Origin of the sequence: Mycobacterium sp. SA01, from assembly GCF_041287105.1 — a bacterium.
Lineage (GTDB): Bacteria > Actinomycetota > Actinomycetes > Mycobacteriales > Mycobacteriaceae > Mycobacterium.
Genome location: NZ_JBGGNO010000022.1, coordinates 140,748 through 165,261 on the forward strand (window position 1 = coordinate 140,748; position 24,514 = coordinate 165,261).

The window sequence follows — 24,514 nt, forward strand, 5'->3', positions numbered from 1 at the left end:
ACCTCACGCCGGGCGGAGGCCCAGCAGCGGAACCTCGTGGACCAGACGTTCGCGCGCGGTCGGCGTGCCGTCGTAATCCCAGCCCACCAGTTTGGACAGCCCCTTGCGGACCACCGGCGTGATCAGCCGGTTGCGCCGTTCGTAGTCGGCGATCACCGACGCCGCTTCGGCGGGCTCCAGCGTCCGGCACACCGGCGTGAACCGGCGCCGACCGTTGATCACCTCGACCGGCGGGTTGGCCGTGACGTTGCGATACCAGTCAGAGGATGAGCCGAAGCCCGAGACCACGTAGATCTCCTCGCCTCGTCGGCCGACGACTTCGAGCACGGTGCGGTAATGCCGGCCCGACCGCCGGCCGACATGGGTCAGGCACATCAGCCGGCCGGTCAGCAGCCAGCCAAGGCCGCGGCCGTAGAGCCAGGTGGGCGCCCGGAACAGCGCGCGGGTGAGTCGCCCCGGATTCCATTGGCTCACTTGACAACCTCCTGCCAGGAGTGGTCTTTGCGGCGGAGCTGGGAGATCAGCCCGCTGGATTTGCCGGCCAGAGCGGCGCCGACGTAGCGATTCGCCAGCGGCAGCCGGGCGGCCGCCGCGAGCGCGGTGCGGCGCACCCACAGCCCGAGCGCCGACTTGGGCAAAAACCAGCGGGCCGCCCGGCGGCCGCTGGCCTGCTTCTCCTCGGCGACCGGTCGCCACAACCGCTCGTAATCGGCAAGCGCCTGCTCGATCGACGGTGACCGCTGCAGCCGGTCGGCCAGCACATACGCTCCCGCGATGCCCAACGAGGCGCCCTGGCCGGCCAGCAGCGACACCGCGTAGCAGGCGTCACCCAGCAGCACCACCCGGCCCCGACTCCAGCGTGGCAGCTGGATCTGGGCGACCTGGTCGTAGTAGATGTCCTCGGCCGGTGGGCACCGGTCGAGGGCACGGGGAGCCAGCCAGCCCAGGTGTCGGTAGGCGCGCCGAACCGCCGAGCGCACATCGTCGGGCAATGCCGGATCGGCCTGGCGGTGCACCGCGAACGCGGCGATACGCCCGTCGCGCAGCGTGTAGAAACCCATCTGCTCGCCCACGGTGTCGGTCAGGACGAAGCGGCCCGCCGTCACCTCCCGGCACTGTGGGTCGTCGAACACGAACGCCGCGGTATGGAAACCGAGGTAGCGCACGAACTTCGCCTCGTCGCCGAACGCCAGCCGCCGTACCGTCGAGTGAATCCCGTCGGCACCGACCAGGAGGTCGGCCGCCAGGCTGGTGCCGTCCTCGAGATGCACGGTCACGCCGTCGCCGTGATCGTCGAAACCCACGACGGCACACCCGAACCGAATGTCCACACCGTCGTCGAGGCTGTTGCGCAGTACCTGCTCCAAATCCGGGCGCATCACACTGCGCAGCCGTCCGCCGACAGCGGCGGCGAACTGCCGGTAGGGCAAGCCCGCCCGCCGACGCCCCCGCTCGTCGACCAGGCTCACCTCGTCCACCGGATAGGCGATCTCATCGATCGCGGGCACCAGCCCCATCGCCTCGGCGGCATCGAAGCCCGGTCCGAAGAAATCGATCATGTAGCCCTGCGTGCGGGGTGCCGGTGCGCGTTCGAAGAGAGCCACCTCCGCGCCCATCGCCCGGATCCGGTTGGCCAGCGCCAGCCCGGCCATTCCCGCTCCACAAATCGCCACCTTCATGGGCATCTCCTTTCGTGTGGTGGAGCTTTTCTGTTGGGGTCGGGGCCGCGTGCGTCCGCCGGTCAGGTGACCAACCGGCGCAGGATGGCCGCCGCAGCCGGGCCGCCCACCCCGCTGCCGAGACCCCGATGCAGCAGGACTCCGTCGAGGGCGGCGAGCAGCACCGCGGCGGTGCCGTCCGGATCAGCAACCCCACGGTCGGCCAGCCGGCGACCGAGGCTGACCCGCAGGCCATGCAGTGCATCGGCGATGTCATCGCGCAGCGTGTCATCGCGGGTGGCGGCGAGATAGGCCTCGATGAACAACATCGACGTCGGATCGGTGCCCGAATACGAGGCCACCGACGCCAACATGGCCTCGACCAGATCTCCGGCGCCGCCGGCGCCGTCCAGATACGCGTCGAGTTCACTCACCGCCGCACGCATCCCCGTCGTCACCGCCTCGCGCAGCAGTGCCTGCATGGACGGGAAGTGGTAGTGCACCACCGACGGGGTGACGCCGGCCCGCTCGGCCAGGGTGCGGGTACTCACCGCGGTCCAGCCACGTTCGGCGATGAGTTCGACCGCCCCGGCCAGCAGCCGCTGACGCACCTCACGCCCCCGTTCTGACGCTGGGGAACTCACCACCGTCGACCACCTCTCGCGCAGAAGTAGGGCGATCGCCCTGTACGACTGCCCTGACAGTAGCAGGCAGGCGCCCAAACGCGGCGCCGGGAGGTCTCCTGCCGACCAGTTGGTAGGGCTGCGCTACCGTGCAATGGATCGAGCAATAGATACTGCCGAGTAACAAGAATCGAGGTTGCGCTCGTGAAGCTGGCACTCAGTGACGAGGACGCAAAGTTCCGCGACGAACTCCGCGAGTTCTTCACCACCCAAGTCCCCGCCGACATCCGCGAACGGGCTCGCACGGACAGCCTGAACTTCCCCGATGACGCGATCACGACCCAGCGGATCCTGAACAAGGCCGGGTTGGGTGTGCCCAACTGGCCGGTGGAGTGGGGCGGCAAGGACTGGACCCCGCTGCAGCGCCAGATCTGGGCCGACGAGATGCGCATGGCGTGCGTCCCCGAGCCGCTGGCCTTCAACGCCAGCATGGTCGGGCCCGTGATCGCGCACTTCGGTTCGCAGGAGATCAAGGAACGCTTCCTGCCGCCGACGGCGAACCTCGACATCTGGTGGTGCCAAGGCTTTTCCGAGCCCGAAGCCGGCTCCGACCTGGCCGGGCTGCGGACCGTCGCGGTGCGCGACGGCGACGACTACGTCATCAACGGCCAGAAGACCTGGACGACGCTCGGCCAGTACGCCGACTGGATCTTCGTGCTGGCCCGCACCAACCCGGATGCCCCGAAGAAGCAGGCCGGCATCTCCTTCATCCTCGTCGAGATGAACACCCCCGGCATCACGCTGCGGCCGATCAAGCTGATCGACGGCAGCTACGAGGTCAACGAGGTGTTCTTCGAAGATGTCCGGGTGCCCGCCAATCAGCTTGTCGGCGAGGAGAACCAGGGCTGGAGCTACGCCAAGTTCCTGCTGTCCAACGAGCGCACCGGCATCGCCCGGATCGGCACCACCAAGCTGTGGCTCGCCGACGTCAAGGAGAACGCCGCCCAGACCAAGGTCGGCGCGGGCAGCCTGCTCGACGATCCACTGTTCGCCGCCAAGGTCGCCGAGATCGAAAACGACCTGCTGGCACTGGAACTCACGCAGCTGCGGGTCAGCGGCGACGAGGGCACCGGCAAGCCGAACCCGGCGTCGTCGATTCTGAAGCTGCGCGGCAGCCAGTTGCAGCAGGCCGTCACCGAGCTGGCCGTGGAGGTGGCCGGACCGGATGCGCTGCCGTTCGACGGCGGCGCCGATATCGAATCCCCGCTCTGGGCGCAGCACGCCGCGCCGAAGTATCTGAACTACCGCAAGACCTCGATCTACGGCGGAAGCAACGAGGTCCAGCGCACCATCATCTCCTCGACGATCCTGGGACTGTGAGGGACGGCCAGCCATGAACTTTGATTTGACCGACGAACAAGAACTGCTCCGCGACACCGCGCGCGAGGTGTTCTCCCGCACCTACGACATCGAGACCCGCAACAAAACCGTCGACTCCGAGCTCGGCTGGAGCCGCGACGTGTGGCGTCAGCTGGCCGAGATCGGCATCCTGGGACTGGGTTTCGAGCCCGAGGAAGCCGGCCAGATCGAGATCATCGTCGTGATGACCGAGCTCGGCCGCCGTCTGGCACCCGAGCCGGTGGCCGCGGCCGCACTGATCCCGGGCGGCCTGATCGCCGAACTGGGCAGCGACTCTCAGCGCGCTCAGCTCGACGACGTCGCCGCCGGTGAGCGACTGCTCGCGTTGGCGCACACCGAGAAGGGCCTGCGCGGGCTTGACGAATTGTCGACGCGCGCAACCAAAACCGGTGACTCCTGGACCATCACCGGCCGCAAGAACCCGGTCCTGGCCGGCGACAGCGCCGATGCGCTGGTCGTCACCGCCGCCCTGCCCGATGGTGGCATCGGCGCGTTCCTCGTCGACGCCGCGGCAACCACCCGCCGCGGGTACCGGACCTTCGACGGGCAGCGCGGCGCCGAGATCGACTTCACCGACGCCCCGGCGCAGCCGCTCGGCGACGGCGGCGATGCCAGCGAACGCATCCACGCAACGCTGATCCGCTACTCCTCGGCCCTGTGCGCCGAAGCCGTTGGCGCCATGGATGAATCGCTGCGGATGACCACGGAGTATCTGAACGCACGCAAGCAGTTCGGCGTGCCGCTCAAGACGTTCCAGACGCTCACCCAGCGTGCCGCCGACATGTACGTGTCGCTCGAGCTGGCTCGCAGCATGAACTACTACGCCGCGATGTGCATCAGCGACGGCCGGCTGGATCCCATGGTCGCGGCCCGGGCCAAGCTGCAGATCGGACGGTCGGGTAAGCACATCGCCCAGGAGTCGATCCAGATGCACGGCGGTATCGGCGTGACCGCCGAATACCCGGTGGCCCACTACGCCGCACGGCTCACCGCTATCGACCAGACCCTCGGGTCGGCCACCGATCAGCTGCGATTCCTCAGCTCGCAGGTGGGCAGCTACGGCGCCGTCGCTCTGTAGGAACTAGAGCGACACGCCCAGCAGCGCGTCGACCGCGGCCGCAACCGCGGTCGGCGCGCTGTCATCATGGCCACCGTATTCCAGTGCATCGGTGACCCAACCATCAATGGCGGCAAGGGCTTTGGGCGTGTCGAGGTCATCAGCCAGGTACTGCCGCAGCCGTCCGATGACGTCGGCGGAATCCGGTCCGGCGGGCAAAGCCGCAGCTGACCGCCACCGGTGCAGGCGGGTGTTGGCGTCGTCGAGCACCGTGTCGCTCCACGACCGGTCGCTGCGATAGTGCCCCGCCAGCAGGCCAAGGCGGATGGCCGCCGGGTCCACCCCCTGCCCGCGCAGCCGGGACACCAGCACCAGGTTGCCGCGGCTCTTGGACATCTTGTGCCCGTCCCAGCCGATCATCCCGGCGTGCACGTAGTGCCGCGCGAACCGGCGCTCTCCGACCACGCATTCACCGTGCGCGGCGGAGAACTCGTGGTGCGGGAAGATCAGGTCGCTGCCGCCACCCTGCACGTCGAAGCCGAAACCGATGCGGCTCAGAGCAATCGCCGAACACTCCACGTGCCACCCCGGCCGTCCGGCACCGAACGGCGCGGGCCAGCTCGGCTCGTCCGGGCGGGCTGCACGCCAGAGCAGTGCGTCGAGCGGGTCGGCTTTGCCCGCCCGATCCGGGTCGCCGCCGCGTTCGGCGAACAGCCGCATCATCGTGTCGCGGTCGTAGCCCGATTCATAACCGAACTGGGTGGTGGCGTCGGCGCGGTAATAGATATCCGGGAACTCGTCGTCGTCGACCACATACGCCGCCCCGGACGCCAGCATCTTCTCCACCAACTCGACCACTTCGCCGATCGCGTCGGTGGCGGCGACATAGTCGCGCGGGGGCAGTACCCGCAACGCGGCCATGTCCTCGCGGAACAACTGGATCTCCCGCGCGCCCAGCTCCCGCCAGTCCACGCCGTCGCGATTGGCCCGTTCGAACAGCGGGTCGTCGACGTCGGTGATGTTCTGCACGTAATGAACCTGATGGCCGCCGTCGCGCCAGACCCGGTAGACCAGATCGAACGTCAGGTACGTCGCGGCGTGGCCCAGGTGCGTCGCGTCGTAGGGCGTGATGCCGCAGACGTACATCGTCGCGGTCTCCCCCGGCGACGTCGGACGGACCTGGCCGTCGGCGGTGTCGTACAACCGCAGGGCCGGCCCGCGACCGGGCAGCTGTGGGATGTCGACGGCCGACCAGGACTGCATGGCCTCGACTCTAGGGGGTTCGCTGTTCACGGCGCTCTCAGGTGGTGTGGTGACCGGCTGTCTCGCGTTACTTCAGACAACGCGGCGACAGGTTTGATTCCCTAACTCGCCAGCCACATGGCGTCGAGCAGCAGGTCGGCGACGTCGGCCCGGCACATCAGCAGATCGGGCAGGTAGGGGTCCGGCCGGTTGTAGCGCAGCGGCGACCCGTCGATGCGGGTGGCGTGCAGACCGGCGGCCTGCACCACCCCGGCGGGTGCGGCCGAGTCCCACTCCCACTGACCGCCGGCGTGGATGTAGGCGTCGGCGTCGCCGCGCACCACCGCCATCGCCTTGGCGCCGGCCGATCCGATCCGCAGAAACTCGATGTCGAGGCGGTCCCGCAGCCGCCACAGCACCGCGGGCGGGCGGTTGGAGCTGGCGGTGATCCGAATCGGGCCGGGCGGCGGTGGCGGCGGGGCGGTCACGGTGTCCGAGCGATACACCTCGCTCATCGCAGGCAGCGCGACGGCGGCATCGGTGATGGTGCCGTCCGGTCCGCCGGTGCGCTGCCAGAGGGCCACGTGGACCGCCCAGTCGGTGCGGCGGGGCATGGAGAATTCGCGGGTGCCGTCGAGCGGGTCGATGATCCACACCCGGTCGGCCTGAAGCCGCTTGAGGTCGTCGTAGGCCTCTTCGGAGAGCACGGCGTCACCGGGACGCTCGGCACGCAGCCTGCGCAGAATCAGGGCATTGGCGCGCACGTCGCCGGCATCTCCGAGCGCGGGCGGGAAGTCGAAACCGACCTCGTCACGTACCGACAGCAGTAGCCGGCCGGCCTCCTCGGCGAGGTCGGCGGCCAGCGCCGCGTCGGTCATGCTCACCTGAGTCAGTATTGCCGAATCATGATCAGTCCCGTCGGTCGCCCCGCGGGACCAGGGCTCAGAAGGCCGGCCAGGGAATCGGCCGGTGCCGATCGGGTGCGGGCATGACGGGCTCGGCGACCAGCATCCGGACCCGCCGCCGCAACGCCGCCACCTCCGCCGGGGTGATGAGCTCGCGTAGCTGGTCGGCGAGCGGGCCGGCCAGCTGCTCGCCGAGTCCGGCGATCGCCGCCAGCGTCTCGTCGTCGATCGGCTTTCCGGCCCAGCCCCAGAGCACGGTGCGCAGCTTGTCCTGGACATGCAGTGACACCCCGTGGTCGACGCCGTACACCCGGCCGTCGATGCCGGCCAGGATGTGGCCGCCCTTGCGGTCGGCGTTGTTGACGATCACGTCGAACACCGCCATCCGCCGCAGCCGCGTGTCGTCGGCGTGCACCAGCGTGACGTCGTTGCCCGCGTAGTCGTATGCGCGCAGCACCGAAAGATAGCCAGGCGGAATGGATCCCGGCGGGCAGATGTCGACCAGGTCAGGTCCTTCGGATTCGGCGTCGTCGCTATCGCCGGGCTGATCGACCCACAGCTGCACCATCCCCGGACCGGCAGGGCCGTCCCGAATGATGGTGTACGGCACGATGTTCCAGCCGAGTGCGGCCGAGACCAGATACGAGCCCACTTCCCGGCCGGCCAGGGTGCCGTCCGGGAAATCCCACAGTGGTTGCTCGCCGGCGACCGGTTTGTAGACGCAGTGCACCGGATGGTCGGGCCCCGCGGGCCCGGTGGCCTCGCACAGGAAGGTGGCATTACTTGCCGAGCGGATCCGCCCGAGGATGGTCAGCTCACCGCAGCGCAGCGCGTCGCGGGCCGAGGCCTCGTCGGCGGCTGTCACGAGTCGAAGTCGTCGTCGGTCTCGCCGAACGCCCCGCGCCGATATCCGTTGGTGCGCACGCAGATGTGACCTTCCGGATCCAGCGGTTCGTCGCACAGTGGGCAGGGCGGCCGGCCGGCCGAGATGACCCGGGTCGAGCGGGAGGCGAACTGGCGGGCCGACTCGGGCGTGAGGAACACCCGCACCGCGTCGGGGCCCTCCTCGGCGTCGTCGAGCACCACTGACGCGTCGAACTCGACGTCGCTGACGGCCAGCAGTTCGACGACGACGGTCTGCGCCTCGGAATCCCACCCGAGGCCCATCGTGCCGACCCGGAACTCCGCGTCGACCGGTGTGACGAGCGGGCTCAGGTCGTCGACGTCCTTCTCCGGCGGCAGCGGGGTGCCGAACCGGCGGTTGATCTCGACCAGCAGCGCGCCGATACGTTCGGCCAACACCGCGACCTGTTGTTTCTCCAGGATCACGGAGATGACCCGGGTGTCGTGGACGGCCTGGAGATAGAACGTGCGATTTCCGGGCTGCCCAACGGTCCCGGCGACGAAGCGGTCGGGTGTGCGGAAGACGTGAATTGCGCGGGCCATGTTATGTCCAAAATACCGGCTGAAAGCAGCCAGCCGTAATCGGCGGCAGCCGGGTCAGTCGGTGGTCCCACCGACGACGGCGTCCCCGGCGGTCTTGTCGCCCTCGGCGGGCGGCGGCGCGCTGAGCGCCGACGCGAGTTCGGCGCCGGTGTGGTTGACGTGCACGACAAATGGGCGGAACGGCGTGTAGCGGATGACACTCATCGACGCCGGGTCGGCGGTGATCCGTTGGAAGCTGTCCAGATGGGCACCGAGTGCGTCGGCGACGACAGCCTTGATCACATCGCCGTGCGTACAGGCGATCCACAGCACGTCGTGACCGTGCTCGTCGGCGAGGCGGCGGTCATGCTCGCGTACCGCGGCCACCGCGCGGGCCTGAACCTGTGCCAGGCCCTCCCCGTCGGGGAAGACGGCCGCGCTGGGCTGCTGCTGAACCACCGCCCACAGCGGCTCTTTCACCAGATCCTTCAGCGCCCGGCCGGTCCACTGCCCGTAGTCCACCTCGGCGAGGCGGTCGTCGACCACCGGCTCGAGGTCCAGTTCGGCGGCCAGCGGCTCCAGAGTGAGGCGGCAGCGTAGCAGCGGGGACCGGACGAGCGCCTTGATCGGCAGGCCCTTGACCCGGTCGACGAGCGCGCCGGCCTGGTCCTGCCCTTTGTCGTCGAGTTCGACACCCTCGGTCCGGCCGGCCAGCGTGTGCGCGGTGTTGGACGTCGAGCGGCCGTGGCGTAGCAGGATGACGGTCAAGAGGCCGCCACCACACCCGACGCCAGCAGCGCCATCACGACGAGTGCCAGCACCACCCGGTAGCCAACGAACCAGTACATGGCGTGGTTGGCGACGAAGCGCAGCAGCCAGGCGATCGCCACGTAGCCGACGACGAACGTGATGACCACCGACACCAGCAATTGCGGCCCCGTGGCGCTCATTCCTTCGGTCACCGGATGGAAAGCATCGGGAAGCGAGAAGATGCCGGAGGCCAGCACGGCCGGAATGCCAAGCAGGAAGCCAAATCTCGCCGCGAGCGGACGATCAAGCCCGAGGAACAGGCCGGCACTGATCGTCGAACCGGACCGGGACACCCCCGGCACCAGGGCCAGGCACTGGGCCACGCCGACTGTCAGGCCGTCCTTCCACGTCAGTTGCTCCAGGTGGCGGGTCTGCTTCCCGAAGTACTCGGCAGCGGCGATCACGGCCGAGAAGACCAGCATCGCGGTGGCGATCACCCAGAGATTGCGAACCTCACCGCGGATCGCGTCCTTGAACGCCAGGCCGATCGCCACGATCGGCAGTGTGCCGATGATGACGTACCAGCCCATCCGGTAATCGATGTTGTCCCGGTGAGCCTTGACGAAGAGCCCGTTGAACCAGGCCTTGAGTATCCGCCAGATGTCGCGGGCGAAGTAGATGACCACGGCGGCTTCGGTGCCCAGCTGGGACACCGCCGTGAACGACGCACCGGCGTCGGCGGAGAAGAAGACCCTCGACACGATCGCGAGGTGGCTCGACGACGAGATCGGCAAGAACTCGGTCAGACCCTGGACGATCGACAGGACGACGACCTGCAACCACGACATCGACGCGACACTCACGTCGCCGACCGTACTGGATAGAGCTGGTGGTTCAGCGTGAAGGGCGGGCTACCGGCGCAGCGTGCGCGACCGCGTCCCGCACGGCGGCGGTCAGGCTGCGCTCGTCGTCGATATCGAAGTCGGTGAGGCTCCGGGCCGCCGTGGCGACCACGTCCTCCTCGAGCGGCACCGGACCGGCCAACCGCGGGTGATAGACCTCCACCAGGAGCTGCCCCCGACGGATCTGGAACGAGAAACTGCGACCGTCCCCGAGATGGCCGAAACCACTGGCGAACACACCAGTGGAGATGTCCTCGATAGCGAACTCTCGCCTATCGGAATCCCGAGTCACGGCCAGCGTCATGAGGTCACCATAACGCGAGTTACGGGACTTGAGAAGACAATCTGACCATTTTGTCTTCCTCCCGCCCGCCTAGACTTCCTGATCGACAGTGGGCGATTCGGTCGCTCGATCTTGAACACAACCGGGGGCTACCCGTTGGCAAAAATCGTAAACCGCGCCGGTTTGCGCAGGTCAACCGCCATCTTATTGGCCTGCGCCACCGTCATGGCCGGTTGCTCGACCAATCCGCTGGCAGCGCCGCCTCCGACGATCGAGCCGGCCGCTCCCGCGGCGTCCCCGCCGCCGGCCACCCGCCCCGCCGGTGAGATTCTGCCGCTCGGCGGAAATCCCGAGGCCGCGATCTTCGACGATCGCACCGGGTCACTGGCTGTTTTGACCCCGGGCGCCGACCCCCAGGCCGCCGCGACACTGACGATGTTCAACTCCAGCGGCGTTCCGCGCGAGCTCACCCTGCCCGGTCCGGCCACCGCGATCACCGGCGACGGACAGGGCTCGGCGTTCCTGTCCACCCGAGGTGGCTATGTCACCGTCGATCTGGCCGCGGGCACGGCCAGTCCGGTGTCGATCAACGAGGAGACCGACACCGACTTCACCGCGATCGCCCGCCGCGCGGACGGTCGGCTGGTGCTCGGCAGCGCCGACGGAACCGCCTACACCCTGGGATCGGACACCGCGGTCGCCGAGAAGGTGAAGATCTTCGCGCGGGTGGACGCCGTGGTCGCCGAGGGCAACAATGCCGTGGTTCTCGACCGCGGTCAGACCTCGGTGACCTCACTGAACGCCGAGGGCCGCACCCAGCAGGCCCTGCGCGCCGGCTTGGGCGCCACCACGATGGTGGCCGACCCGCTGGGCCGTGTCCTGGTGACCGACACCCGCGGCGGACAACTGCTGGTGTTCGGTGTCGATCCGCTAATCGAGCGGCAGGCCTACCCGGTTCCGGATGCGCCGTACGGGCTGGCCGGATCACGCAATCTGGCCTGGGTTTCGCAGACCGCGTCGAACATGGTTGTTGGTTACGATTTGACGACTGGTATTCCTGTGGAGAAAGTGCGTTACCCGACCGTGCAGCAACCGAACTCGCTGGCTTTCGACGACAACTCCGACACGCTCTATGTGGTGTCGGGCGCCGGCGCGGGTGTGCAGGTTATCCGCAATGCGGCGGGCGCCCGGTGAGCGCGGCCTACCGCGGCCGGATGCCGGCGAGTTGGGAAGTCGAACTCTCCGATGACTACGAGTGGATTCCGCTGCGGTTGCCGCCCGACGTCACCCGCATCAGCGCGTCGACCCGACTGTCGATCGAAGCCGAGTACCGGGGCTGGGAGTTGACCCGGGTGCGCCTCTACACCGACGGCAGCCGTCGAATCCTCTTGCGACGCAAGAAATCTCGAATCAACGGCCAGATCACCGATCAGCCCGAGCTGTGATGTACGACGCGCTGCGGCGGGCATTCTTCCTGGTGCCGGCCGAACGCATCCACACGTTCGTGTTCGGCTCGCTGCGCGCCGTCACGGCCACCAACGCCACCCGCGGACCGTTGCGCCGCAGGCTCGCACCCCGCGATCCGGTGTTGGCCAGCACCGTGTTCGGGGTGCGGTTCCCCGGTCCGATGGGCTTGGCCGCCGGGTTCGACAAGGACGGCCTCGGGCTGAAGACCTGGGACGCGCTGGGATTCGGCTACGCGGAGGTCGGCACGGTGACCGCGAGTGCTCAGCCGGGCAATCCGTTGCCGCGGCTGTTCCGCCTTCCCGAGGACCGGGCCCTGCTCAACCGGATGGGCTTCAACAACCACGGCGCCGGACGGTTGGCTCTGCAGCTGGCCCGCTACCGGCCCGACTCGCCGATCGGGGTCAACATCGGCAAGTCGAAGATCACCCCGCCCGAGCTGGCCGCCGACGATTACCGCGCCAGCGCGCGGCTACTCGGCCCGCTGGCCGACTACCTGGTGGTCAACGTCAGCTCCCCGAACACGCCCGGACTGCGTGACCTGCAGGCCGTCGAATCGCTGCGCCCGATCCTGTCGGCGGTGCTGGCCGAGACCTCGGCCCCCGTCCTGGTCAAGATCGCGCCGGACCTGTCCGACGAGGACGTCGACGCGGTCGCCGATCTGGCCGTCGAGCTGGGGCTGGCCGGCATCGTCGCCACCAACACCACGGTCTCGCGCGCCGGCCTGCGCACTCCCGGCGTCGACGAGCTGGGCCCGGGCGGCATTTCCGGACCGCCGGTGGCGCGCCGGTCCCTGGAGATCCTGCGGCGGTTGTACAGCCGGGTCGGCAACGACCTGGTGCTGATCAGTGTGGGCGGCATCGAGACCGCCGACGACGCCTGGGAGCGCATCACGTCCGGGGCGTCCCTGCTGCAGGGCTACACCGGGTTCATCTACGGCGGCGGCTTGTGGGCCAAGGAGATTCACGACGGCATCGCCGCCCGACTGCACGCCGGCGGCTTCTCATCGCTGGCGGAGGCCGTCGGGTCGGCTCACTCCGGGCGCAATCCCAAGATTCCGCCGTCCGCGTCGTAGAGCAGGTCGTAGTGGCCCAGTGCCCGCAGCCCGGTGTTCACGAACGTGCCGTTTCGGGCGGGCGCGCGGTGCACCGCGGTCGGCGTCTGCGGTCCGCCGTCGCCGACCGCGAAGCTGTAGCGCAGATCGCCCACCGTGATCGTCATCGCGGTGCCGACCGGCACGGTCCCACTCGACGGCAGATCGTCGGCCTCCACGATCATGTCCAGCAGACCGGTGTCGACCAGAACCTTGCCGGAATGCATTGGCCCTGAGCCTGATTGGAAGCCGCCCGTCGGGGTCAGCCAGTCGTTGTGGGGCCCCTCCGCCGGGGAGCCGGCACTGGTCAGCTGCTGCATGGTCCACGATCCGGTGACGTTGGCGGCGGTCAGGCCCAGCGACAGGCCGGCCCGGCCGATCAGGTACCCGCGCCGCATCGTCCCTGCCGTCATCGCGGTGAGGTTCAGGAACGGGTTGTGGGTGGGCGCGGCGCGGGCGGTGTTTCCGCGACCGAAGCCGACGCCCAGCATGTGCGGGATCACCGCCGTGCAGCGGCCCGAATTCACGCCGCCGCCAAGGCATCTCGAGCTGGTCACCGCCAGCACCGGCACTGCTGCCTGCGCTGCCACGCCGGCACCGGTGGCGTCGACGGCCTGCGGGAACGACACCGATGCCGGCACCCACACTCCGGTCAGCTCCAACCCGCTCGAGCTGTAGGTGAGGCTGCCGGGCGGCGAGTCGGCCGGAATATTCGGCACTTCCGAGGCCGGTACCACCACGCCCACCGACCCGGTGTCCACCGTGAACGGCGACACCGGGCCACCGTTGACCGACGCATCGACCTTGAGTGTGGTTCGCAGGTTCGCGAAGTCCGGCGACCCCACCCACGGCACGGTGTAGCTCTGCCGGTAAGCGTCGTACGTCGCGTCCCTCTGGCTACTGGCCGGGGGCGTAGTGGTTGCGCCAGAACCACATCCGGCCACGACCGCGGCGGCTGCCACCGTGGCGAAGAGTCTGTGCACTGTCAGCACCGAGCGTCCTTTGGTGGAAGGGTGAGGTCGATCAGGTACGCCGCCGCATAGGAATCGACACAGGGTTCGCCCCGAAACACCGTGGTGTGTTGGGTGCCGTCGAACGTCAGCAGCACTCCCCCGAGCTGTCTGGCGAGCTCGACGCCGGCTTGATAGGGCGTGGCCGGATCGCCGGTGGTGGAGACCACCAGCACGGGCGGAAGGCCCGGCGCGGACACCGTGTGCGGCCCACTGGACGGCGGCACCGGCCAGAACGCACACACGTCGAGGGGCGCGTTGCCGGTGAACGGCCCGTAGGTACCGAACGGTGCCACCTGTCGCAGCTGCCGGTCCTTGTCGGCGGCTTTGGCCCGGTCGGTGTTGGGTGGCACGTCGACGCAATTCACCGCGGTCTGAACGTCGTTGGTGTTCAGGTAGTGACCCTGGTCGTCACGGCCCAGGTACGCGTCGGCCAGCGTGAGCAGAATGTCGCCACGCCCCTGAGCCAGTTCGGCCAGGCCGCGACTCAGAGTCGTCCACATCTTCGGTGAGTACAGCGCCATCATCGTCCCGGTCAACGCGTCGCTGTAACCCAGCCCCCGCGGATCATCGGTCCCCGCGGGGGCGGCGACCAGCGGATCCACCAGCTCGTGGTAGACGTCAACGGCCTTGGCGGGGTCGGCGCCGAGCGGGCAGCCGCCGTCGCCGGCGCAGTCCGCCGCGAAATCGTTGAATGCCTTCTGGAACGCCGCGGCCTGATCGACGGCGGCCTGGATCGGATCGGCGTCGGGGTCCACCGCACCGTCGAGAATCATCGCCCGCACCTTGTCGGGATAGGCCTCGGCATAGGTTGCACCGATCTCGGTGCCATACGAGTACCCGAGGTAGGTCAGTTTCTCGTCGCCGAGGGCAACCCGGATGCGATCGAGGTCCCGGGCGACGTTGACGGTACCGACGTTGGCCAGGAATTTCGTGCCCGTCTTGTCCACACAGCGCTGGGCGAACTGTTTGCGGGTGTCCTCGATGTGGGCGACGCCCGAGGGGCTGTAGTCCACTTGCGGGTCGGTCCGGGCCGCGTCGTTGTCCGCGTCGGAGTTACACCACAGCGCCGGAGTCGAGGAGCCCACTCCACGAGGGTCGAATCCGACGAAGTCGAAGTGCTGACGTACCTGCGGCGGTAGCGAATTGACCAGTTTGATTGCCGCGTCGACACCTGACCCGCCGGGACCGCCGGGATTGACGACCAGCGAACCGATCTTCTGGCCGGTCGCCGGAAATCGGATGAGCGCCAACTGCGCGATGGCGCCGCCTGTCTCGGCGTAGTCGACGGGCACCTCGACGTCGCCGCACTCGGCGCCGGCCGTGCGGCACGGCGACCACGCCACCGGCACCGGTGGACCCAGTGCCGGCGTCGTCGCCTGGGGCTTGCCCTCGACCGCCGTGCTGCAGCCGGCTACCAACGCGACGACTGCCAGCGCCGCGCGGAGCTTACTTCTGCTCGTACGTGCCGTGAATGACCGCGCGCGCAATGGAATTCATGAACAGATTGAACCCGAGGTAGGCCGGGCTGGCGTCCTCGGTGAGCTCGAGCTTCTCCACCTTCACCGCGTGCACGGCCACGTAGTAGCGGTGGTAACCGTGCCCCTGCGGCGGGGCGGCGCCCAGGAAGCGGCGGATGCCGGCGTCGTTGACCAGTGTCAGGGCGTCACCGGGAAGCACCGAACCGTCCCCGACACCGGACGGCAGGTCAGTGACGGTCGCCGGGAGGTTGGCCACCGCCCAGTGCCAGAAGCCGGAGGCGGTCGGAGCGTCCGGATCGTAGACGGTGACGGCGAAGCTGCGCGTCTCCTCGGGGAATCCCGACCAGCTCAGCTGCGGCGAGACGTCCTCACCACCGGCGCCCATGATGCCGCTGACCTGAGCGTTCTTCCACGGCTCACCGTCGGCGAAGTCGGTGCTGGTGAGGGTGAAACTGGGCAGCTGGGGCAGGAATTCGTAGGGGTTGTAGGGAAATGCCATGTGACGGGCTTCCTTTCGGTTGTCAGCAGTTCTTCAAGAAGTGTTCGAGCACCTGGGTGCCGAAGTGCAGCGCGTCCACGGGTACCCGCTCGTCGACGCCGTGGAACAGTGCCGCGAAGTCCAGCTCGGGCGGCAGCCGCAACGGGATGAAGCCGAAGCACCGAATGCCCAGTCGGGCAAAGGCTTTCGCATCCGTTCCACCGGAGAGCATGTATGGCACGGTGCGCGCTTCCGGGTCGACGGCCAGCAGCGCGTCGTTCATCGCGTCGACGAGGTCACCGTCGAACGTGGTCTCATACGACGGTAGGTCCCGTTCCCACTCGCGGGTGACGTCCGGGCCGATCAGCTCGTCGATCTCCCGCTCGAAGGCTTCCTTGCGGCCGGGCAACACCCGGCAGTCGATGACCGCCTCGGCCGTCTGCGGGATGACGTTGGCCTTGTACCCGGCCTTGAGCATGGTGGGGTTGGCGGTGTCGCGCAGGGTCGCGCCGACGATGCGCGAGATGCCGCCGAGTTTGGCGATCGTGCCGTCGAGATCCGGCGAGTCCAGATCAAAGCTGTAGCCGGTCTCCTCGGCGACCGCGGTGAGGAATTGCTGCACGGAATCGGTGAGCACCAGCGGGAATTGGTGCCGCCCCAGACGGGCGACGGCCTCGGCGACCGCGGTGACGGCGTTGTCGTCGTGCACCATCGAGCCGTGCCCGGCGCGCCCGCGGGCGGTGAGCCGCATCCAGGACAGGCCCTTCTCCGCGGTCTCGATGAGGTACAGCCGGCGTTCCCCGCCGTCCTTGTGGGGCACGGTGAGCGAGAAGCCGCCCACCTCACCGATGGCTTCGGTGATGCCCTCGAACAGGTCGGGCCGGTTGTTCACCAGCCACTGCGCGCCGTAGGTCCCGCCGTGCTCCTCGTCGGCGACGAACGCGAACACCAGGTCTCGGGGTGGCACGATGCCGGCCCGTTTGAAGTGCCTGGCGACCGCGATCATCATGCCGCACATGTCTTTCATGTCGACCGCACCGCGGCCCCACACGTACCCGTCGGCGATGGCCCCGGAAAAGGGGTGCACGCTCCAGTCCGCGGGCTCGGCGGGCACCACGTCGAGATGGCCGTGGATCAGTAGTGCGCCGCGGCTGCGGTCGGCGCCGGGCAGGCGGGCGAAGACGTTGCCGCGGCCCGGAGCTCCGGATTCGACGTACTCCGTGGCGTAGCCGACCGCGCTGAGTTGCTCGGCCACCCACAGGGCACATTCCGCCTCGCCCTTGGTGGTCGCCAAATCGCCGGTGTTGGAGGTGTCGAACCGGATCAGGGAACTGACGAGATCAACCACCTCGTCGACGGCTTGTGTCACAGTCCCCTTTCCTACCACTGGCGCCGGGTGACCGGGGGCGCGGAGGTCGGCCTCTACCACATGTTTCCCAAGAACCACTCGCGCAACACGCCGATTTAGGGTTTGATTTAGCGGATGACTCCCCGCCTGCCCGCGATCGCGGCGCTGCTGTGCCTGTCGGTCAGCGGCTGCTCTGCTGTCACTGCGGGCATTGCGCAGCCGGCCGACCGTGCGCCGCTGACCAGCCCGGACGCCCTGCCCGCGCTCCTGCTGTCGGCACCCGATGTCGGCGCGGCGCTGGCCAGCGACGACGTCGTCGTCACCACCGACGTGAGCAAAGCGTGGAACGACAGCGCCCACTTCGCCGACGTGAACTGCCTGGCCATCGCCGGTGCCGCCCAGCAGGGGGTGTACTCGAGCAGCGGGTCGACCGCGGTGCACGGTCAGGTGCTGCGCGAGGCGCCGACGGCCCCGGCGTGGGAGCACTACGCCGTCCAGGCGGTGGTGTCGTTCCCCAGTGCGCAGGCGGCGTCGGACTTCTTCACCGCGTCGCAGCGCGGCTGGGCGGAGTGCTCGAACCGCGAGCTGAACTACGCCCAGCCGATCGGACCCCCGCAGGTGTGGTCGGTGGGACAGACCAGCACCGACCGCGACGTGCTCGCGGTGTCACGGGTACAGCAGAGCCCGCAGCGGTGGGCCTGTCAGCGCGCCTTGACGGTGCACAGCAATGTCGCGGTCGATGTGGAGGCATGCAGCCTGGACGGGCCGACTGCGGCGGCCAGCGCGATCGCCGGCCAGATCGCCGGACGGCTGCCGAGCGCCTGAGGTGCTGACGCGCCGACCGTAACGCCAGGGCGCGATTCGGCGGCGAGCGTCACCCTGGCGTCACGCTCGGCCACGGATTCGAACCGTGAGGCCCTCATTTGGGACTCGGGTCACTGATCCGTTAGCCTTAAGCGCCCCTGGGCTGGTCTTCAGGGGAAGGTCCGAGTGGCGGAATGGCAGACGCGCTAGCTTGAGGTGCTAGTGCCCTATTAACGGGCGTGGGGGTTCAAGTCCCCCCTCGGACACTTTCTCTAGAGCCGGACGGCGATCTGAATGCCGTCGGCGATCGGCAACGTCATCGTCGCGTAGCCGTTGGCGTGATCACCCAGGTAAGCCAGCAGCGGTCCGTGCACGTCCCGGCCGAAGTCGGCGGTGACGTCGTCGATCAGGATCGGGGTGCCGGCCCGCAGGTTCGGCTCCAGCACCCGCAGGACATCGAGCGCCAAATCCGGCCAGCCGTCCAGCAGCACCAGGTCCGGGACCCACGGGATGTCCGCGAGCGTCTCGCGGGCGTCGCCGCGGCGCAGCTCGATGAGGTCGGCGACACCGGCTTCGGCGAAGTTGGCCAGCGCGGCGTCGGCCTTGTCCTGCTGCAGTTCGGTGGTGATCACCCGGCCGCCGCCGTTGTCGCGGACGGCGCTCGCCAGATGGATCGTCGACACCCCGAACGACGTGCCGTATTCGATGACGTTGCGGGCGCCGATCGCCCTGGCCAGCAGATACAGCAGCTGCCCGCCGGCGCCGGACACGGACATGTAGACGTCCTTGAACATGTCGGCGCGCTGGGCGGCGTCGAGGTCCCACGGCGAGCGCGGTGCGTCGAGCACCGTCGCCATGATGGCCTCGTCACCGGTCTCTTCACTCGACAGAAGGCGTTGCAGGACAACCGAAACCGCGGGGTTTGTCAGGGAGTTGTTTGTCATGACCTCAACGTATGCTCGATGCTGGATTACCTCCAGTGCATCATTGATAAGTAGGGATTATCAGAAATGGAATCCACACACGACCTCGATATGAACCTGCTGCTGGCGCTCGACGCTCTGCTCGAGTTCCGCAGCGTTGGTGTGGCGGCCGAGCGACTACACACCTCGGCGCCGGCGATGAGTCGCACACTCGGCCGGCTACGGCGCCGACTGGACGACCCGGTGCTGGTGCGAGCCGGCAGACAGATGACGCCGACGCCCCGGGCGCTGGCCATGCAAGCCGACGTTCGTGATGTGATCGACCGCGCCCGAACACTTTTCGCACCACCCGAAGCCGTTGAACCTCGCCGGTTGTCGCGCACGTTCTCGTTGCAGGTCGGCGACATCGGGATGCTCAGCACCCTCGCCGAAAGGCTCCTCACACGAGTGCGTACTGAAGCTCCGGACGTGGTCGTACGCTTCGTCGGCGAAAGCCACGAGGACACCCACTCCCTGCGGGACGGCAGCGTGGACCTCGAGATCGGACAGACGAGTCATCTCGACCCGGAGATCCGGGTCGAGGACCTCGTCACCGACCGGATGGTCGGCGTCGTCCGGGCCGGCCATCCACTCCTGAAGCGGCGTGTCACGGTCCGACGATTCGCCGATGCCGAACACGTCGTGTTCTCCCGCCGCGGGCGGCTGCGCGGGCCGGTCGACGACCTTCTCGCCGAGCACGGCCTGCACCGACGCGTCGCGGTGTGTGCACCCACTCCCGCGGGCGGGCTGTTCCTCGTTCGCGGAAGCGACCTGGTCGCCATGATGCCGGCCGGACTGGGACAGTCCGCGATCGAAGCGCTGAACCTCAAAAGCTTCCCGATCCCGCTGGAGCTGCCCCCGCTGACGATCAGCATGGCGTGGCATCCCTGCCACGATGCCGACGGCGCACATCGCTGGCTCCGGCAGTGCGTGCGGGAGGCGCTGTGAGCAGCGGCGTAACGGTGTCGACCGCCCGGCCCACTACGTGGGGACGGTGACGAAGGGAGAACGCCCCGATGACTGGTCCGAGCTACGATTTCGCGGGTCTGCGCGCATTGTTCATCAACTGCACCCTGAAACGTTCACCCGAGCCGAGCAATACCCAGGGGTTGATCGATATCAGCACCTCGATCATGGCTCGGCACGGAGTGGCCGTCGACGTGGTGCGAGCTGTCGACTACGACATCGCCACCGGTGTATGGCCTGACATGCGTGACCATGGATGGGCCACCGACGACTGGCCGCAGGTGTTCGAAAAAGTCCTTGCCGCAGACATTTTGGTGCTCGCCGGGCCGATCTGGCTCGGCGACAACAGCTCGGTGATGAAACGGGTGCACGAGCGACTCTACGGCGGTTCACACCTCCTCAACGACGCTGGGCAATACCTGTACTACGGCCGGGTCGGCGGGTGCCTGATCACCGGCAACGAGGACGGGGTGAAGCACTGCGCACAGAACGTCCTCTACACCCTGCAGCACATCGGCTACACCATTGCCCCGCAGGCCGACGCCGGATGGATCGGCGAAGCAGGTCCCGGACCGTCTTACCTCGACCCGGGTTCGGGCGGCCCGGAGAACGACTTCACCAACCGCAACACCACCTTCATGACATGGAATCTGATGCATATGGCGCAGTTGCTGCGCAGCGCCGGTGGCCTACCGGCCTACGGGAATGTACGGGCGGGCTGGGACGCGGGCTGCCGCTTTGATTTCGCCAATCCGGAATACCGCTGAGCGGATAACATTCCGTCTCGATGCCCGGGACGGAAGACGACGAGACAGCACTCGTCGCAGCACTGCGGGCCGGCGACGAGATGTCCTTCGCCCGGCTCGTCGACCGCTACACTCCCGCTATGCTGCGGGTGGCCCGCGGCTATGTGCGCACCCACGAATCGGCCGAAGAGGTGGTCCAGGAGACCTGGATCGCCCTGATCAAAGGCATCGAGAAGTTTGAAGGCCGATCATCGCTTCGCACTTGGCTTTTCACGGTGATGATCAACATCGCCAAGACCCGCGGCGTCCGAGATCGGCGGCACTCCGATGCCGAGATGGCGGCGGCGGGAGGCACCGTCGACTCGAGCAGATTCCGTCCCGCCGGCGACCCGGACTGGCCCGGACATTGGAAGGACGACCGGGCGCCGGTCCCGTTCCCCGACACTCCCGAAGGCTCCGTGTTGGGAGCGGAATTTCTCGATCTCGCACGTCGCGAATTGGACAAGCTCCCCGAACGCCAACGTATGGTCGTCACCTTGCGCGACCTTCTGGGGTTCGACTCTGCAGAGGTGTGCGAACTGCTCGATCTCAGCGTCGCCAACCAGCGCGTACTGCTGCATCGCGGCCGCGCCGCGATCAGACAGGCGCTCGAGGACTACGTGCGGGAGGCGCGATGAACGCCAACGGCATGAACTGCAACGAATTGGTCGAACTCGTCACCGCGTATCTCGACGGATCGCTGGACCCGACGGACAGGTCACGGTTCGACATGCACCTGCTCGACTGCGACGGGTGCGAGAACTACTTGCAGCAGTTCCGGATCACCATAGAAGCAGTGGGCCGAATCGATCATGAGCACGTCGACCCCGACTTCCGGGCCAAGCTGCTCAACGCTTTCCGCGACTGGCACTGACCGCTTCTGCCGATCGGTGTAACGCTTCGGCCTCCGTGCGTGACTCAAGGTCGTACCAGCCAGCGCCTCACCTGACGCGCCGCACGACCGGAGGAGTTCCAGTCCGTATGGACAGCGACGACCGCGACGAGCCACCCGTCGACCCGGGTGGTTATGGGTTCCCAAAGGTGTTGTGGCGCACTGTGGACAAACATCCGCCACCCGGGGCGGGGCATCTCCGCCGGTGGCGAAGCCCGTTGCGCGGCCCGTGGTTGACCTCGGTATTCGGCTTGGTGCTGCTGATCACCCTGCCCGTTGTCATCATCACCGGCCTGCTCTCGTACATCGCGTACGGCCCCCAGTTCGGACAGGCGATACCCGTCGATGTCGGGTTTCTGAAACTGCCGACATTCGACTGGCCGACCAACCCGTCCTGGTTGTATCGGCTCACCCAAGGTCTGCATGTGGGGCTGGGCTTGATCCTGATCCCGGTGATCCTGGCGAAGTTGTGGTCGGTGATCCCGCGCTTCTTCTCCTGGCCGCCCTCGCGCTCGCCGGCCCAGCTGATCGAACGTCTGTCGCTGATCATGCTGGTCGGCGGGATCCTCTTCGAAATTGTGACCGGCGTCCTGAACATCCAGTACGACTACATCTTCGGGTTCAGCTTCTATACCGCGCACTACTTCGGCGCGTGGGTGTTCATCGCGGGATTCCTCGTTCACATCGCCATCAAAATCCCGAAGATGCGAGCCGGGTTGCGGTCACTACCTTTTCGGCAGGTGCTGACCACCCCGGTGGCCGAAACCCGTGCGGAACCAGCGGACCCCGACGGGCTGGTCGCCGCTGACCCCGCACCGGCCACCGTGAGCCGTCGGGGTGCACTGCTTCTCGTCGGCGCGGGCTCGGTGTTCATCGCCGCGATCACCGCCGGGCAGACGATCGGCGGGGTCACGCGGCATCTCGCGCTCCTCCTGCCGCGTGGCCGGGACCTCGGCAACGGACCGAATGACTTCGAGGTGAACAAGACCTTCGCCGCATCGCTGATCGATCCCCGTGCCACGGCCGACGCCTGGCGGCTCACCGTGACCGGTGGACCGCGGCCTGTGGTGCTCGATCGTGCGGCGTTGCTGGCGATGACGCAGCACACCGCCACCTTGCCGATCGCCTGTGTCGAGGGGTGGTCCAGCACTCAGGACTGGACAGGGGTACCGCTGCGCAGTCTGGCCGTGTTGGTCGGGGTGCCCAATCCGGTCTCGGCGTACGTCCGCTCGCTCGAGCGGTATGGCTTCAACCAGGCGACGCTCCAAGGAAATCAGGTGTCAGCCCGGGATTCGTTGTTGGCGTTGAAAGTCAACGGTGCCGACCTGTCCCCCGATCATGGGTACCCGGCGCGCATCATCGTCCCCGCCCTGCCCGGCGTGCACAGCACCAAGTGGGTCACGTCGATCGACTTCAGGACGGTGTGAGATGTCGTCGTTCAGGTCGGTGTTCCGCGACGTCTATGGCTCGCATCCGCTCCACCTGCTCACGTTGACAGCCGGATTCGCCCTGTTCACTTATGTTCTCGTCACGCTGGGTCCTGACCAGCTGTGGAATCCCACCACGTGGTGGCAGTCGATCGCGGTGTGGTTCGCGGCCGCCATCGTCGCTCATGATCTGGTCTTGTTTCCGCTCTATTCACTTGTCGACCGCGTTCTGGTGGCCGCGCTCCGTCACCGACCAGCCCCCATCACCAGCACCGCGACCGTCCCGCTGATCAACTATGTGCGAGTGCCGCTGATGGGTGCGGCGTTGACGTTGGTCGTCTTCCTGCCCGGCATCATCGAGCAGGGCGCCGTGAACTTTCATGCGGCCACCGGCTTGACCCAGGCCCCCTATCTGGGACGCTGGCTTCTGCTGACGGCAGCGCTGTTCGGGGCGAGCGCGGTTGCCTACGGGGTCCGGGTGGCACGCGCGGCGATGAAACCGACTGTGAGCACCCGCCCGGCGGGCCAGTCCTAGACCGAGTCAGGCGTGCTCGCGCGCCCCCGCGTCTTGACCAGACTCGCCACCGTCGTCACCAGCAGCACCACCCCGATCACGCTGATCGACATGCCCGTGGAGATCTCGGGGACCGTGACATGTTCGCCGCCGTTGATGAACGGAAGGCTGTTCTCGTGCAAGGCGTGCAGCACCAGCTTGACACCGATGAACGCCAGGATCAGCGCCAGCCCGTAAGACAGGTACACCAGGCGGTCCAGCAGACCACCGATCAGGAAGTACAGCTGCCGCAGCCCCATCAAGGCGAACGCGTTGGCGGTGAACACGATGTAGGGCTGCTCGGTCAGCCCGTAGATCGCCGGGATCGAGTCGAGGGCGAACAGTACGTCGGTGAAGCCGATTGCGATCAGCGCCAACAACATCGGTGTGACGGCGCGGCTACCGTCGACCGTGGTGAGGAACTTGTCGCCGTCGTAGGTGTCGGTCGTCGGGACGAGGCGGCGCACCAGGGCGATGATGCGGCTGTCGCGCTTCTCCTCGACCTCCTTCTCGTGACCGGCCTCCTTCGCGAGCTTGATCGCGGTAAGCACCAGGAAGAGTCCGAAGAGGTAGAACACCCAACTGAACGTGCTGATGGCCGCGGCGCCGACGGCGATGAACCCGGCGCGCATCACCAGCGCCAGCACGATCCCGATCAGCAGCAGCTTCTGCTGGAATTCCCGCGGCACCGCGAACGTGCCCATGATGACCGTGAACACGAACAGGTTGTCGACGGACAGGGCTTTCTCGGTGACGTACCCGGCGAAGTACTCGCCGGCGAATGTCCCACCCCACAGCCACCACACGACGAACCCGAATGCCACCGCCAGGCCGATGTACACCGACGACCAGATCGCGGACTCTTTGAACGTCGGTTCGTGCGGCACCCGCACATGGGCGTAGAAGTCGAACACGAACAGCCCGAGGATGACTGCGCACGTGATGAACCAGACCGATCCGGTGATGTCCATGACATCCATTATTCGT

At 67.7% G+C, this 24,514-nt stretch carries 28 protein-coding genes and 1 tRNA gene; 13 read left to right on the plus strand and 16 right to left on the minus strand.

Going from position 1 to position 24,514, the window contains the following annotated elements:
• Positions 1–3: 3 nt before the first annotated feature.
• From AB4879_RS26770 to AB4879_RS26780, 3 genes are all read right to left on the minus strand, one after another.
• Positions 4–474, minus strand: coding sequence for a nitroreductase family deazaflavin-dependent oxidoreductase (locus AB4879_RS26770; RefSeq protein ID WP_370509998.1), 471 nt, complete (start codon positions 472–474; stop codon positions 4–6).
• On the minus strand, positions 471–1,679 hold the full coding sequence (locus AB4879_RS26775) for an FAD-dependent monooxygenase (RefSeq protein ID WP_370509999.1): 1,209 nt from the start codon (positions 1,677–1,679) through the stop codon (positions 471–473). The genes AB4879_RS26770 and AB4879_RS26775 overlap by 4 nt, the downstream gene beginning before the upstream one ends.
• A 62-nt stretch (positions 1,680–1,741) precedes the next feature.
• On the minus strand, positions 1,742–2,302 hold the full coding sequence (locus AB4879_RS26780; protein WP_370510000.1) for a TetR/AcrR family transcriptional regulator: 561 nt from the start codon (positions 2,300–2,302) through the stop codon (positions 1,742–1,744).
• Positions 2,303–2,485: 183 nt separating this feature from the next.
• Here AB4879_RS26780 and AB4879_RS26785 point away from each other — a divergent pair, with 183 nt between their 5' ends.
• Both AB4879_RS26785 and AB4879_RS26790 read left to right on the plus strand, forming a co-directional pair.
• On the plus strand, positions 2,486–3,661 hold the full coding sequence (locus AB4879_RS26785) for an acyl-CoA dehydrogenase family protein (protein WP_370510001.1): 1,176 nt from the start codon (positions 2,486–2,488) through the stop codon (positions 3,659–3,661).
• 13 nt (positions 3,662–3,674) lie between these two features.
• Positions 3,675–4,778 (plus strand): acyl-CoA dehydrogenase family protein, encoded by a 1,104-nt coding sequence (locus AB4879_RS26790; RefSeq protein WP_370510002.1) that lies wholly within the window; start codon positions 3,675–3,677, stop codon positions 4,776–4,778.
• Positions 4,779–4,781: 3 nt separating this feature from the next.
• On the opposite strand, the gene mshC is transcribed toward AB4879_RS26790, so the two are convergent.
• From mshC to AB4879_RS26825, 7 genes are all read right to left on the minus strand, one after another.
• A complete protein-coding gene (gene mshC / locus AB4879_RS26795; RefSeq protein WP_370510003.1) occupies positions 4,782–6,020 on the minus strand; it encodes a cysteine--1-D-myo-inosityl 2-amino-2-deoxy-alpha-D-glucopyranoside ligase in 1,239 nt (412 codons plus the stop codon).
• A gap of 101 nt (positions 6,021–6,121) precedes the next feature.
• Entirely contained in the window at positions 6,122–6,883 is a 762-nt protein-coding gene (locus AB4879_RS26800; protein ID WP_102809016.1) for a 3'(2'),5'-bisphosphate nucleotidase CysQ, read from the minus strand.
• Between the two features lie 58 nt (positions 6,884–6,941).
• Positions 6,942–7,769: an SCO1664 family protein gene (locus AB4879_RS26805; protein ID WP_370510004.1), complete on the minus strand. Its 828-nt coding sequence runs from the start codon at positions 7,767–7,769 to the stop codon at positions 6,942–6,944.
• Positions 7,766–8,350: a DUF3090 domain-containing protein gene (locus tag AB4879_RS26810; RefSeq protein ID WP_102809014.1), complete on the minus strand. Its 585-nt coding sequence runs from the start codon at positions 8,348–8,350 to the stop codon at positions 7,766–7,768. The genes AB4879_RS26805 and AB4879_RS26810 overlap by 4 nt, the downstream gene beginning before the upstream one ends.
• A gap of 54 nt (positions 8,351–8,404) precedes the next feature.
• On the minus strand, positions 8,405–9,097 hold the full coding sequence (locus tag AB4879_RS26815) for a histidine phosphatase family protein (RefSeq protein WP_370510005.1): 693 nt from the start codon (positions 9,095–9,097) through the stop codon (positions 8,405–8,407).
• Positions 9,094–9,927, minus strand: a complete 834-nt coding sequence (locus AB4879_RS26820) for an undecaprenyl-diphosphate phosphatase (RefSeq protein ID WP_370510233.1) — start codon at positions 9,925–9,927, stop codon at positions 9,094–9,096. Before AB4879_RS26820 ends, AB4879_RS26815 begins: the two co-directional genes overlap by 4 nt.
• A 46-nt stretch (positions 9,928–9,973) precedes the next feature.
• Positions 9,974–10,285 carry a hypothetical protein gene (locus AB4879_RS26825; RefSeq protein ID WP_370510006.1) on the minus strand — a complete coding sequence of 104 codons (312 nt, stop codon included), beginning with the start codon at positions 10,283–10,285 and terminating at the stop codon, positions 9,974–9,976.
• 204 nt (positions 10,286–10,489) lie between these two features.
• Between AB4879_RS26825 and AB4879_RS26830 the strand changes: the two genes are divergently transcribed.
• The 3 genes from AB4879_RS26830 to AB4879_RS26840 are packed head-to-tail and all read left to right on the plus strand — an operon-like array spanning position 10,490 to position 12,803.
• Positions 10,490–11,458, plus strand: coding sequence for a YncE family protein (locus tag AB4879_RS26830; protein WP_370510007.1), 969 nt, complete (start codon positions 10,490–10,492; stop codon positions 11,456–11,458).
• Positions 11,455–11,709 (plus strand): DUF5703 family protein, encoded by a 255-nt coding sequence (locus AB4879_RS26835; protein ID WP_102809011.1) that lies wholly within the window; start codon positions 11,455–11,457, stop codon positions 11,707–11,709. The genes AB4879_RS26830 and AB4879_RS26835 overlap by 4 nt, the downstream gene beginning before the upstream one ends.
• Positions 11,709–12,803, plus strand: a complete 1,095-nt coding sequence (locus AB4879_RS26840; protein WP_370510008.1) for a quinone-dependent dihydroorotate dehydrogenase — start codon at positions 11,709–11,711, stop codon at positions 12,801–12,803. The genes AB4879_RS26835 and AB4879_RS26840 overlap by 1 nt, the downstream gene beginning before the upstream one ends.
• Here the strand turns inward: AB4879_RS26840 and AB4879_RS26845 are convergent.
• Genes AB4879_RS26845 through AB4879_RS26860 form a run of 4 tightly spaced genes read right to left on the minus strand, consistent with a single transcriptional unit; the run spans position 12,761 to position 17,177 of the window.
• Entirely contained in the window at positions 12,761–13,813 is a 1,053-nt protein-coding gene (locus AB4879_RS26845; protein ID WP_370510009.1) for a hypothetical protein, read from the minus strand. The genes AB4879_RS26840 and AB4879_RS26845 overlap by 43 nt on opposite strands.
• Entirely contained in the window at positions 13,807–15,321 is a 1,515-nt protein-coding gene (locus tag AB4879_RS26850) for an alpha/beta hydrolase (protein WP_370510010.1), read from the minus strand. The genes AB4879_RS26845 and AB4879_RS26850 overlap by 7 nt, the downstream gene beginning before the upstream one ends.
• Complete coding sequence (locus AB4879_RS26855) at positions 15,281–15,811, minus strand: YbhB/YbcL family Raf kinase inhibitor-like protein (protein ID WP_102809008.1); 531 nt, start codon at positions 15,809–15,811, stop codon at positions 15,281–15,283. The genes AB4879_RS26850 and AB4879_RS26855 overlap by 41 nt, the downstream gene beginning before the upstream one ends.
• A gap of 22 nt (positions 15,812–15,833) precedes the next feature.
• On the minus strand, positions 15,834–17,177 hold the full coding sequence (locus AB4879_RS26860; RefSeq protein WP_102809007.1) for a M20/M25/M40 family metallo-hydrolase: 1,344 nt from the start codon (positions 17,175–17,177) through the stop codon (positions 15,834–15,836).
• A gap of 96 nt (positions 17,178–17,273) precedes the next feature.
• Here AB4879_RS26860 and AB4879_RS26865 point away from each other — a divergent pair, with 96 nt between their 5' ends.
• A complete protein-coding gene (locus AB4879_RS26865; RefSeq protein WP_370510011.1) occupies positions 17,274–17,963 on the plus strand; it encodes a sensor domain-containing protein in 690 nt (229 codons plus the stop codon).
• A gap of 159 nt (positions 17,964–18,122) precedes the next feature.
• Positions 18,123–18,208: transfer RNA gene (locus tag AB4879_RS26870), tRNA-Leu, on the plus strand.
• A gap of 6 nt (positions 18,209–18,214) precedes the next feature.
• On the opposite strand, the gene AB4879_RS26875 is transcribed toward AB4879_RS26870, so the two are convergent.
• Complete coding sequence (locus AB4879_RS26875) at positions 18,215–18,886, minus strand: O-methyltransferase (RefSeq protein WP_370510012.1); 672 nt, start codon at positions 18,884–18,886, stop codon at positions 18,215–18,217.
• Positions 18,887–18,952: 66 nt separating this feature from the next.
• Here AB4879_RS26875 and AB4879_RS26880 point away from each other — a divergent pair, with 66 nt between their 5' ends.
• The 6 genes from AB4879_RS26880 (at position 18,953) to AB4879_RS26905 (ending at position 23,509) form a co-directional block, all read left to right on the plus strand.
• Positions 18,953–19,852: a LysR family transcriptional regulator gene (locus AB4879_RS26880; protein WP_370510013.1), complete on the plus strand. Its 900-nt coding sequence runs from the start codon at positions 18,953–18,955 to the stop codon at positions 19,850–19,852.
• A gap of 68 nt (positions 19,853–19,920) precedes the next feature.
• Positions 19,921–20,637, plus strand: coding sequence for a flavodoxin family protein (locus AB4879_RS26885; protein WP_370510014.1), 717 nt, complete (start codon positions 19,921–19,923; stop codon positions 20,635–20,637).
• A gap of 20 nt (positions 20,638–20,657) precedes the next feature.
• Complete coding sequence (locus AB4879_RS26890) at positions 20,658–21,293, plus strand: RNA polymerase sigma factor (protein WP_370510015.1); 636 nt, start codon at positions 20,658–20,660, stop codon at positions 21,291–21,293.
• On the plus strand, positions 21,290–21,529 hold the full coding sequence (locus tag AB4879_RS26895) for an anti-sigma factor (protein ID WP_370510016.1): 240 nt from the start codon (positions 21,290–21,292) through the stop codon (positions 21,527–21,529). The genes AB4879_RS26890 and AB4879_RS26895 overlap by 4 nt, the downstream gene beginning before the upstream one ends.
• A gap of 107 nt (positions 21,530–21,636) precedes the next feature.
• The gene (locus tag AB4879_RS26900; protein WP_370510017.1) at positions 21,637–22,974 is read left to right on the plus strand and encodes a molybdopterin-dependent oxidoreductase; all 1,338 of its coding nucleotides are present in this window, start codon (positions 21,637–21,639) and stop codon (positions 22,972–22,974) included.
• A 1-nt stretch (position 22,975) separates the two neighbouring features.
• The gene (locus AB4879_RS26905; RefSeq protein WP_370510019.1) at positions 22,976–23,509 is read left to right on the plus strand and encodes a hypothetical protein; all 534 of its coding nucleotides are present in this window, start codon (positions 22,976–22,978) and stop codon (positions 23,507–23,509) included.
• Here AB4879_RS26905 and AB4879_RS26910 read toward each other — a convergent pair.
• Positions 23,506–24,498 (minus strand): TerC family protein, encoded by a 993-nt coding sequence (locus tag AB4879_RS26910; RefSeq protein WP_370510020.1) that lies wholly within the window; start codon positions 24,496–24,498, stop codon positions 23,506–23,508. The two genes, AB4879_RS26905 and AB4879_RS26910, sit on opposite strands and share 4 nt — an antisense overlap.
• Positions 24,499–24,514 lie beyond the last annotated feature (16 nt).